At 65.4% G+C, this 10,695-nt stretch carries 12 protein-coding genes; 5 read left to right on the forward strand and 7 right to left on the reverse strand.

Features of this window, described 5'->3' with window-relative positions; genetic code table 11:
* Positions 1-47: 47 nt before the first annotated feature.
* From paaE to BHK69_RS29440, 7 genes are all read right to left on the reverse strand, one after another.
* Positions 48-1,133 carry a 1,2-phenylacetyl-CoA epoxidase subunit PaaE gene (paaE, locus tag BHK69_RS29410; RefSeq protein WP_069693208.1) on the reverse strand — a complete coding sequence of 362 codons (1,086 nt, stop codon included), beginning with the start codon at positions 1,131-1,133 and terminating at the stop codon, positions 48-50.
* A gap of 20 nt (positions 1,134-1,153) precedes the next feature.
* Positions 1,154-1,657: a 1,2-phenylacetyl-CoA epoxidase subunit PaaD gene (gene paaD, locus BHK69_RS29415; protein WP_083269926.1), complete on the reverse strand. Its 504-nt coding sequence runs from the start codon at positions 1,655-1,657 to the stop codon at positions 1,154-1,156.
* Positions 1,658-1,686: 29 nt separating this feature from the next.
* On the reverse strand, positions 1,687-2,463 hold the full coding sequence (paaC, locus tag BHK69_RS29420) for a 1,2-phenylacetyl-CoA epoxidase subunit PaaC (RefSeq protein ID WP_069693209.1): 777 nt from the start codon (positions 2,461-2,463) through the stop codon (positions 1,687-1,689).
* 10 nt (positions 2,464-2,473) lie between these two features.
* A complete protein-coding gene (gene paaB / locus BHK69_RS29425; protein ID WP_069693210.1) occupies positions 2,474-2,761 on the reverse strand; it encodes a 1,2-phenylacetyl-CoA epoxidase subunit PaaB in 288 nt (95 codons plus the stop codon).
* 77 nt (positions 2,762-2,838) lie between these two features.
* Positions 2,839-3,828, reverse strand: coding sequence for a 1,2-phenylacetyl-CoA epoxidase subunit PaaA (gene paaA, locus BHK69_RS29430; RefSeq protein ID WP_069693211.1), 990 nt, complete (start codon positions 3,826-3,828; stop codon positions 2,839-2,841).
* Positions 3,829-3,947: 119 nt separating this feature from the next.
* Entirely contained in the window at positions 3,948-4,817 is an 870-nt protein-coding gene (gene paaX, locus BHK69_RS29435) for a phenylacetic acid degradation operon negative regulatory protein PaaX (protein WP_069693212.1), read from the reverse strand.
* A gap of 56 nt (positions 4,818-4,873) precedes the next feature.
* Positions 4,874-5,533, reverse strand: a complete 660-nt coding sequence (locus tag BHK69_RS29440; RefSeq protein ID WP_069693213.1) for a TetR/AcrR family transcriptional regulator — start codon at positions 5,531-5,533, stop codon at positions 4,874-4,876.
* A gap of 296 nt (positions 5,534-5,829) precedes the next feature.
* Between BHK69_RS29440 and BHK69_RS29445 the strand changes: the two genes are divergently transcribed.
* The 5 genes from BHK69_RS29445 (at position 5,830) to BHK69_RS29465 (ending at position 10,485) form a co-directional block, all read left to right on the forward strand.
* Entirely contained in the window at positions 5,830-7,005 is a 1,176-nt protein-coding gene (locus tag BHK69_RS29445) for an ABC transporter substrate-binding protein (RefSeq protein ID WP_069693214.1), read from the forward strand.
* A gap of 187 nt (positions 7,006-7,192) precedes the next feature.
* A complete protein-coding gene (locus BHK69_RS29450; RefSeq protein ID WP_069693215.1) occupies positions 7,193-8,065 on the forward strand; it encodes a branched-chain amino acid ABC transporter permease in 873 nt (290 codons plus the stop codon).
* Complete coding sequence (locus BHK69_RS29455; protein ID WP_069693216.1) at positions 8,065-9,012, forward strand: branched-chain amino acid ABC transporter permease; 948 nt, start codon at positions 8,065-8,067, stop codon at positions 9,010-9,012. Before BHK69_RS29450 ends, BHK69_RS29455 begins: the two co-directional genes overlap by 1 nt.
* Positions 9,009-9,797: an ABC transporter ATP-binding protein gene (locus BHK69_RS29460; protein WP_069693217.1), complete on the forward strand. Its 789-nt coding sequence runs from the start codon at positions 9,009-9,011 to the stop codon at positions 9,795-9,797. The genes BHK69_RS29455 and BHK69_RS29460 overlap by 4 nt, the downstream gene beginning before the upstream one ends.
* The gene (locus BHK69_RS29465) at positions 9,784-10,485 is read left to right on the forward strand and encodes an ABC transporter ATP-binding protein (RefSeq protein WP_069693218.1); all 702 of its coding nucleotides are present in this window, start codon (positions 9,784-9,786) and stop codon (positions 10,483-10,485) included. The genes BHK69_RS29460 and BHK69_RS29465 overlap by 14 nt, the downstream gene beginning before the upstream one ends.
* The last annotated feature ends 210 nt before the right edge of the window (positions 10,486-10,695 follow it).

Below are 10,695 nucleotides of genomic sequence, written 5' to 3' on the forward strand. Positions count from 1 at the left end.
CCTGGATTGCTTCGCTACGCTCGCAATGACGAATAGGCGCGCTGCGATCAAACCTGATCGAAATCCACCACCACCCGCGCGCTGGTCGGATGAGCCTGGCAGGTCAGGATGAACCCGGCCTTGAGCTCCCACGGCTCCAGCGAGTAGTTCACCGTCATTTGCGCCTCGCCCTCGACGAGCTTTGCCCGGCAGGTCGAGCACATGCCGCCCTTGCAGGCGAAGGGCAGGTCCATGCCGGCGCGCAATGCCGCGTCGAGGATGGCTTCGCCTGCCGCGATCGGGATTTCGCGGCGCTTGCCATCGACGATCATCGCCCCGAGATGGGCGGGCGGAGCGCTCGCCTCGACGATGATAGGTTTCGGCCGAGGCCGGCCGCCGAGCGCCGAGACGAAGCGCTCGACATGGATGGCGTCCCCGGCGATGCCGATCTCCTGCAGGGTCGCTTCCAGATCCTCGCTCATCGCGGCCGGACCGCAGATGAAGACATGGTCGACCGTAACTGCGGGAACGATGCTGCGCAGCAGGAGCCGCGCCTTTTCGCCGTCGAGCCGTCCGTTCAGGATCGGCAGATCCTGCTCCTCGCGCGACAGCACGTGAAAGATCGCAAGCCGCCCGAGGAAGCGATCCTTCATCTCCTCCAGGCTCGCCCGGAACAGAATGTCTTGCGTCGAGCGATTGCCGTAGAACAGGAAGAAGCGGCTCGTCGGCTCGCGTTGCAATACGCCACGGATGATCGACAGGATCGGCGTGATGCCCGAGCCGGCAGCGAAGCCGACATGGATGCGCCCATCGCCCGGATCGCGTTCGAGACCGAAGCGGCCAGTCGGGGTCATCACATCGACCGCGTCGCCGATCGCGATATTGCCGTTGATCCAGGTCGAGAACAGGCCGTTATCGACCTGCTTGACCGCGATCCGGAGTTCGCCATCCTGCGGACCCGAGCAGATCGAGTAGGAACGGCGCGTGTCCTCGCCCTCGATCATCGCCCGCAGGGTCAGATACTGGCCGGGTGCGAAATGATAATCGGCGGCGAGGTCCTCGGGCACCGCGAAGGCGATCGAGACAGCGTCCTGCGTCTCGCGCTTCACGTCGCGGACGGCCAGGCGATGGAAGCGGGGTGTGGCGGTGGACATGGCGGCCCCTCACTCCAGTTTCAGTGACAGCGGAAATAGTCGAAAGGCTCTCGGCAGGCATTGCAGCGCCAGAGCGCCTTGCATGAGGTCGAGCCGAATTCGGCAAGCCGGGATGTATCGACCGAGCCGCATTGCGGGCAGGCGACCTCTTCCGCACCGAAAAGCGCCCGGCGCCCGGCGCTTCTGGCAGGAGGCGCGACGCCGTATTCGGTCAGCTTGCGCCTGCCGTCTTCGCTCATCCAATCGGTGGTCCAGGCCGGCGACAGCACGGTCGTCACCGTGGCCGGTCCGAAGCCGGCTTGCTCCAGCGCGAGCTCGATCTCCAGCGCGATCATCGTCATCGCCGGGCAGCCCGAATAGGTCGGCGTGATCAGGACCTCGATCCTGCCGTCATTGAGGCGCACCTCGCGCAGCACGCCGAGATCGGCGATCGACAGCACCGGAATTTCGGGATCGACGACGGCGCCAGCGATCCGCCGGACCTCGTCGAGCCGGGCCGCGTCCAGCCGGTTCTCGTTGAGCATAGCCGCATCGCGATCGAGCGCGACGGCGTTCACCAGACGGCACCGGGGAAGGCGCGCTGCAGATATTGCAGCTCGCTCAAGAGATGGCCGAGATGCTCGGTATGATGGCCGTTGCGCCCGCCCTTCTGCATCCAGTCGTTTTGCGGCACGGCAAGCGTCGCCTGGGCCAGCACACTGACGACGGTCTCGCGCCAACCGGCGCGCAGGCTCTCGGGATCGATCGCGACGCCCTCCGCAATCAGCTCGCGCTCGACCGGATCGACCTCGAACATCTCCCCGGTGAAGGGCCAGAGCGCATCGAGCGCAGCCTGCGCCCGCCTATGGCTCTCTTGCGTGCCGTCGCCCAGCCGCACCACCCATTCCGAGGCGTGCCGCAGATGATAGGCAGTCTCCTTCTCCGCTTTGGCGGCGATCGCAGCCAGCGTCGCATCGGTGCTGCCCATCATGGCCCGCCACCACGGATCGATGAAGGCTGCGTAGAGGAACTGGCGCAGCATGGTCTGGGCGAAATCGCCGTTGGGCTGCTCGACCAGGAGGAGATTGCCGTAGCCGCGCACGTCGCGCAGATAGGCATAGGCGTCCTCGTCGCGGCCGGCGGCTTCGACCTTGGCCGCATGGGCGTAGAGCGAGCGGGCCTGCCCGATCAGGTCGAGGCCCATATTGGCCAGCGCCATGTCCTCTTCCATCATCGGTGCGTGGCCGCACCATTCCGAGAGGCGATGGCCCAGGATCAGGGCGTCGTCGGCGCGCCGCAGGGTGTAGCGCAGCAGCGGCGTGTCGGAGACGGAAATCGATGCGACGGGCATGGCGATATCCTCACATATGCCCGACATCGTCGGGCACTTCGTAGAAGGTCGGATGCCGGTAGATCTTCGTCTCGGCCGGCTCGAACATCATGCCGGCATCGCTCGGGTCCGAAGCGATGATGGCGGTCGATGGCACGACCCAGATCGAGAGCCCCTCGCCGCGGCGCGTATAGACGTCGCGCGCCGCCTGGAGCGCCAGCGTAGCATCTGCGGCATGAAGCGAGCCGACATGCTTGTGCGCGAGCCCGTTACGGCTGCGGATGAAGACCTCCCAGAGCGGCATCATCGGTCCGGCCATGCGTCATCTCCCTTGCCGCGCTGCCTTTGCCGGCGCGCTTTCTATTGTGTTTGCCTCAGTCCGCCGGCAGCGCCCGCTCAGGCGGCGAGCGCCTTGCCGCGCTGCTTCTGCGCGTAAGCGAGCGCCGCTTCGCGCACCCACTCGCCTTCGTCATGGGCCTTGCGCCGCGCCGCCAGCCGTTCCCGATTGCACGGGCCGTTGCCGGCGATCACCTGCTTGAACTCGTCCCAGTCAATCTCGCCATAGCGCCAGTGCCCGCTCTCCTCATCCAGGCGAAGCTCCGGGTCAGGCAGCGAAAGCCCGAGAATCCGCGCCTGGGGCACGGTGGCATCGACGAATTTCTGGCGCAGCTCGTCATTGGAGAAGCGCTTGATCTTCCACAGTGTCGAGGTGTCGGAGTGCAGGCTGGCGGCATCGGGCGGCCCGAACATCATCAGGCAGGGCCACCACCAGCGATTGAGCGCATCCTGCGCCATCTCCTTCTGCTCGGGCGTGCCGCGCGACAGCGTCAGCATGATCTCGTAGCCCTGGCGCTGGTGGAAGGATTCCTCCTTGCAGACCCGGATCATGGCGCGCGCGTAAGGGCCATAGGAACAGCGGCAGAGCGGGATCTGGTTCATGATCGCCGCGCCGTCGACGAGCCAGCCGATCGCCCCGATATCGGCCCAGGTCAGCGTCGGATAGTTGAAGATCGAGGAGTACTTGGCCTTGCCGCTCAGAAGCTGGTCGACGAGTTCCTCGCGCGACGAACCGAGCGTCTCGGCGGCGGCATAGAGATAGAGGCCATGGCCGCACTCGTCCTGGACTTTCGCCAGCAGGGCGGCCTTGCGGCGCAGCGACGGCGCCCGCGTCAGCCAATTGCCCTCCGGCAGCATGCCGACGATCTCGGAATGGGCGTGCTGCGAGATCTGGCGGGTCAAGGTCCGGCGATAGGCCGCCGGCATCCAGTCGTTCGGCTCGATCCGCTCCTCGGCATCGACCCTGGCCTGAAACCGGGCCGCGAGACCGGCATCCTCGAGCTGGCGTTCGCCGGAATCGGGATTGGTGTTGAGGGCCTGCGTATACATGCGCTCCTCCTTTTTTCTCGTTGGTCCAATTTATATGTGACAGAAAAATCAAAGTCAATAATTTCTTGTAACATATTATAGCGCGGCGAGGCGAGCGTGCAGGCGCCGACGCCCGGGCCTCAGGTCATGAACCGGCTCTCGAGCGCGCTCGAGCGCGGCAGCGGCTCGCCGCTCTCATTGCTGGCGTTCTGGTCGAGCCAGCGTTCCGAGCTGGGCAGCACCTGGCGGTAGATCGCGGCGCACAGGCTGCGCGCCGACGCGCCTGGCCAGTCCTCCGGCAGGATATCGGCAGGCAGGACGGGATCGCGCAACACGACCCGGCGGTATTCGTGAATCAGCAGGATGCGGGCGACGAGCGCATCGAGATCGGACAGGCGAATGCCGCCCTCGAGGCCGGTCGCGAGCGGCTCGAACGCAGCCTGGAAACGGCGATAGGCTTCGGCGATGGCGTCGAGAGGCCAGCTCCTCGCCGCAAGCGCCCGATTGGTGGAAAGGTCCCCGCCCGCCTCGAAGCGCAGCGCGCCGTTTGCCAGCTCCGGCAGCGCAGCGCCGGCTGGCGCAAGCCAGAGACCGGGCGAGGCGATTCCGAAACCCGCGGTCTCCATCGCCGCCTTCGTGCCCTCGCGGTCGGCGCCGCCATCGAACAGCGCCACGTCGAAACGCCCCGGCCAAGGCGGCGAATGCAGCGTGTAGATCTGCTCCGACGCGTGCCGGAAAGTGTCGCGCCCCTTATCGGCCAGTCTGTAGAAGCTGTTGCGGCCGACCTTGATGCGCTCCAGCCAGCCATCGGTCGCCAACCGGGACATCGCCGTACGGACAAGCCCGTCGGATAGCCCCATCGCCCGGAAGAAGGCGAGCAAGGTGCCGAGCCAGACGCAGCCGCCGCGCGGCACGATCGCGTCGCCATAGATGGTGATGATGATCGACCAGGTCCGCGAAGGCTCGCCGCGAAGATGGTCGAGGATCGGGTCGAGTGTGGCGCGGGACATCGGCGATCAGTAGCGCCCGGCGCCACAACCGCAAGCGGCAGGGCAGATAATCTGCATCACGCCCCACGCTTGGCGGATGCAGCTTGACGCCGAAGCGGCCTGGCATCTGCCGGCGCCACGGCCTCTGCCGCAACCGCAGCTCCGGCGGTGATGAGCTGCGAGGCCATCAACGCATATTGCTGTCGCGACAGGCCCTTGCCCTCGCGGAACCAGAGATAGTGCCAGTTCAGCATGCCGAACAGGGACATGGTCAGCGGCTTGAGCAGGGGCCCATGTCCCACCGCCGGAACCGTCTCGGCGATCGCGTCGGCAAAGATCGCCACGAGCTGGCGCTCCAGCGCGCGCAATGTCTCCTGCCGGTCGTCGCTCAGGAATTTGAGATTGGCGATCTGCACCTGATGCTGGGCGTCGGCGTCGCGATAGGCTTCCAACAGGGCGGCAGACAGGGCGTAGAGGCGCTCCTGCGGATCTTTCGCCGAACGAGCCGCTTCCTCGACGGCGGCCACCAGATCGTTGAGATGGTCGAACAGGATGTCGAACAGCACCGCGACCTTGTCGGGGTAATAGTGGTAAAGCAGCGCCTTGGAAGCCCCGCAAGCCTCCGCGATCATCGTGATCGAGGTTCCCGAATAGCCGTACTGGGCGAAGAGCTCAGCCGCGCGGTGCAGGATCGTTTGCCGCTTGGCGTCGTAGTCTTGTGCGCGGGTGCGAGCCATTGCGTGTCGTGTTCCTGTGTCGTCGCTTCCAGCGCAGCCCTGTTCGCCGGACTTGATACCGAGGGTCCCGCCTTACGCTTTCCAGCTTGCATAATCGGTCCCGTCGCTTCTGAATATCAAAGACTGTCCGACTGGTCGATCAATGATACGCGCAAATCCCGCTTTTAAGATTGACCAATCGGCCGGTTAATTTTAGCTTGCTACCGTATCGGCATCAGCTACGATGTCGATGGGAATAAAATGGCGGGCCAACCGCCGCGCTTGATCCAGCTCAGGCCTTCTTGGAGGAACGCCCCATGACGAAATCCGCCTTCGGACGGCAGTCCTTGCGCGCGTCCGCGCTGCAAGCCCTTGCTGTCACAACCTTGCTGTCGCTGCCGGCTCTTGCCGCCGATCCGATCAAGATCGGCGCCGTCCTTTCCGCAAGCGGCCCTGCAGCTTTCCTCGGCGACCCGGAGGCGAAGACCCTCAAGATCTATGTCGAGGAGCTGAACAAGAAGGGCGGCGTGCTCGGCCGCCAGATCGAGCTCGTGCTTTATGACGATGGTGGCGACGCCAACAAGGCGCGCACCTTCGCGACGCGGCTGATCGAGGACGACAAGGTCGTCGCCATGGTCGGCGGTTCCACGACGGGCACGACCATGGCGATGATCCCGGTCTTCGAGGACGCCAAGGTGCCGTTCGTCTCCGTCGCCGGCGCGATCGAGATCATCGAGCCCGTGCGCAGCTTCGTGTTCAAGACGCCGCATACCGACAAGACCGCCTGCGAAAAGATCTTCGAGGACATGAAGGCGCGCAGCCTGACCAAGGTCGGCATGATCTCGGGCACCGACGGCTTCGGCAAGTCGATGCGCACCCAGTGCCTGCGGGTCGTGAAGGATTATGGCATCACGATCGTGGCCGATGAGAGTTATGGCGCGACCGATTCCGACATGACGCCGCAGCTCAACAAGATCAAGAACACCGCCGGACTCCAGGCGGTGGTCAACCCCGGCTTCGGCCAGGGCCCGGCGATCGTGACGCGCAATTACGGCCAGCTCAGCATCGGGCTGCCGCTCTACCAGAGCCATGGCGTCGCCTCGAAGAGCTTCATCGATCTCGCCGGCCCCGCCGCTGAAGGCATAAGGCTGCCGGCCCCTGCCCTGCTCGTCGCCGACAAGCTCACTGATGCCGACAAGCAGAAGGCGGTGGTGACCGCCTATAAGACATCCTACGAGAAGGCCGTCGGCCAGCCCGTCTCCACTTTCGGCGGCTATGCCTTCGACGGCATTCAACTCGTGGTCGAGGCGATCCAGAAGGCCAAGGGCACCGACCCGCAGAAGATCCGCGACGCGCTGGAAGCCACCAAGGGCTATGTCGGCGTCACCGGAATCTACACGATGTCGGCGACCGACCATCTCGGGCTGGGCACCGAGTCCTTCCGGATGCTGGAAGTCCGGAACGGCGGCTGGGTCGAGGTCGGCGCGCGCTGAGGCGCAGCCGATCTGGTCACCCCTTTCCCCGGCCGGGGCATAGCCCCGGCACTCAGCCCCGGCGCCAGAGCAATCTCCGATCCAACTGGATCGTTCAATAGCTCTAGCCCTTTGTTTTAACGCGTTTTCTTCATGCGAACCGGATTCCACTTCGCTTGAAAACGCTCCAGCGCATGTGCGAGACGCCATGGCCGAATTCCTGCAACTGCTCTTCTCAGGCCTGACGGTCGGCGCGGTCTACGCCCTCGTCGCGCTCGGCTTCACGCTGATCTACAACGCCTCCGACGTGATCAATTTCGCCCAGGGCGACTTCGTCATGATCGGCGGCATGGGCACGGTGTTTCTGGCAGCTTCTGGCCTCTCCCTGCCGCTCGCCGCCTTCATCGCGATCCTGGCGGCGGTGGCCGTCGGATTGCTGCTGCATCGCCTGGCGATCGAGCCGGCGCGCGGCGCTTCACCGGTCGCGCTGATCATGATCACGATCGGCGCCTCGATCTTCATCAAGGGCGTCGCCCAGGTCGTCTTCGACAAGCAGTTCCACTCGCTGCCCGCCTTCACCGGCTCTGACCCGATCGCTCTCGGCGGCGCGACCATCCTGCCGCAGAGCCTCTGGGTCGTCGGTGGTGCGATCGTGCTGTTTGTCGCGCTTTATCTCTTCCTGGAACGGACGCTGCTCGGCAAGGCGGTGCTCGCCACTGCCGCCAACCGGCTGGCGGCGCGTCTGGTCGGGATCAACGTCAAGGTCATCCTCGCGCTCGCCTTCGGCGTCTCCGCCGCCATCGGCGCGATCGCCGGCGTCCTCGTGACGCCGATCACGCTGACGCGCTACGATATCGGCACCTTGTTCGCGCTGAAGGGCTTCGCCGCCGCGATGGTGGGCGGCATGGGCCATCCGCTCGGCGCCGTGGTCGGCGGCGTCCTGATCGGCCTGATGGAAGCCTTTGGAGCAGGCTATATCAGCTCGACCTATAAGGACGGCGTCGCCTTCCTCGCCATCCTTCTGGTGCTGTTCTTCATGCCGCGCGGCCTGTTCGGCGGCGGCAGCGTGGAGCGCGTCTGATGCTCAAGGGCGCATTGCAGTCGCGCTGGGCGACGCTCGCTGTCCTGGCGCTGGTGATGGCGGTGGTGCCGCTGATCGCCCCGTCAGCCTTCTATCTGCGCGTGGCGGCGCTGGTCTGGATTTTCGCTCTGGCCGCGCTCGGGCTGACGATCCTGATGGGTTATGCCGGGCAGGTCAGCCTCGGTCATGCCGGCTTTCTCGGCATCGGCGCCTATGGCGTGGCGATCGGCCCGACCCATCTCGGCCTCTCGCCGCTGTTGTCGCTGGCTCTGGCGGCAGTGCTGTCGGGCGTCATTGCCTATCTCGTCGGACGTCCGATCCTGCGGCTGAAGGGCTATTACCTCGCCATCGCGACGCTCGGCTTCGGCCTCATCCTGGCGTTGATCTTCCAGAGCGAGAGCGCGGTCACCGGCGGACCCGACGGCATGGCGGTGGCGCGTCTCACGGTGTTCGGCTGGCGCATCACTGGGGCCACGCAATGGTACTGGGTCAACGCCGGCGTGCTGCTCGTCGGAGCCTGGATCGCGCTCAACATCGCCGATAGCCCGTCCGGCCGAGCGCTGCGCGCCTTGCACGACAGTGAGGTCGCGGCAGCGGGCGCAGGCGTCGATGTCGCAGCCAAGAAGCTCGCCGCCTTCGTAGCCGCCGCCGTCTATGCTGCCATAGCCGGTGGGCTGCTTGCCTGCATGAACGGCCTGATCACGCCCGATGCCGCGAGCTTCATGCACTCGGTCGAGTTCGTCGCGATGGTGATCATCGGCGGTCTCGGTTCCGTTCTCGGCGCGGTCGTCGGTGCGGCGTTCCTGATCGTTCTGCCGCAGGCGCTGACCTCCTTGCAGGAATACGAGCAGGCCGTGCTTGGCCTGCTGATCATGGTCTTCATGATCGTGCTGCCGACGGGGATTGTGCCGTCGCTGCGCAACTGGCTTGCGGAGCGCTTGTCATGAGCCTGCTCAGCGTCTCCGATCTCGGCATCAGCTTCGGCGGTGTCGTCGCCGTGGATGGCGTCGGCTTTTCGGTCTCGCCGGGCGAGGTGTTTTCCATCATCGGCCCCAACGGCGCCGGCAAGACCACCTTGTTCAATCTCGTCACGGGAATCTATCGCCCACAAAGGGGCGATGTGCAGCTCGACGGGCAGTCGATCATCGGACTCTCCCCGCATCTCCTGGTGCGGCGCGGCATGGCGCGGACCTTCCAGAACCTGCAGATCTTTTTCCGGATGACGACAATCGAGAACGTCATGGTCGGTCGCCATCTCACCGAGCGCTCGTCGTTCCTGTCGGACCTTCTCGGCCTGCCCAATGTCGCCAGGCAGAACCGTCTGACGCGCGCCGCCGCCTTCGCCTTGCTGGAGCGTGTCGGTCTTGCCGCCCACGCCGACACGAATGCCGGCTCGCTGCCCTATGGCGCGCTCAAGCGCCTGGAGATCGCGCGGGCGCTCGCCGCCGAACCGAAGGTGCTCCTGCTCGACGAACCGGCCGCCGGCTGCAACGCGATCGAAACCGAGGCGATCGATGCGCTGATCGTCGAGATCGCCCGGTCAGGCGCTGCCGTCGTCCTGATCGAGCACGACATGAAGCTGGTGATGAAGATTTCCGACCGGATCCTGGTTCTGGCGCAAGGCCGCCCTCTCGCGGAAGGGACGCCGCGCATGATTCGCGACGATCCGGCGGTGATCGCGGCCTATCTCGGCGATCACGGCAGCAGGGAGGCCGATCGTGCTCACGGTTGAGGGCTTGTCCTCGGCCTATGGCCGAATCACGGTTTTGCATGAGGTCAGCCTGACCGTGGCGCAGGGCGAGATCGTCGCGCTGGTCGGCTCGAACGGCGCCGGCAAGACGACGCTGCTGCGGACGATCTCCGGCGTTCAGCCGCTGACGCAAGGACGCATCCTGTTCGATGGGCGGCCGATCGAGCGCATGCCCGCCCACACCCGTGTCGGGCTCGGCATCGCGCAGTCGCCCGAGGGGCGGCAGGTCTTTGGCCCGCTCAGCGTCGAGGACAATCTGCGCCTGGGCGCCTTCCGCAGACAGGATGCCGGGCTCGCGGAGCGGCTGGCGCAGGCCTATGCGATGTTCCCGATCCTCAAGGACAAGCGCGCCATACCGGCGATGAGCCTGTCGGGCGGGCAGCAGCAGATGCTCGCGATCGCTCGCGCCCTGATGGCCGCGCCAAAATTACTCTTGCTCGACGAGCCGTCTCTGGGCCTCGCGCCGCTGCTGGTCGACCAGATCCTGAATGCCGTCGTCTCGCTGCGGGATCAGGGGATGACGATCCTCCTCGTGGAGCAGAATGCCTCGGCAGCGCTGGCCATCGCCGATCGCGGCTATGTGCTGGAAACCGGCAAAATGGTTCATCAAGGCGCCGCCCAGTCATTGCTGGCCGACCCCAAGATGCGGGCTGCCTATCTCGGGCTTTGAACGGGGTTTCCTGAAGCGTTTTCGAGCGAAGTGGTCGCCGGTTCGCGTGAAGAAAACGCGCAAGAACAAAAAGCAGGAGCTGCTGAACGATCCAATTGGATCGGAAACTGCTCCAGGCGGGCGTGGCAACTCCTCCCCTCGCCGTGGATGCCGCGATCGAGATCTAAGTCGTACGAGTTGATGAGCTCGCAATCGTCCGGGCGGTGAGCT

Origin of the sequence: Bosea vaviloviae (genome assembly GCF_001741865.1) — a bacterium.
In the GTDB taxonomy this organism is placed as follows: domain Bacteria; phylum Pseudomonadota; class Alphaproteobacteria; order Rhizobiales; family Beijerinckiaceae; genus Allobosea; species Allobosea vaviloviae.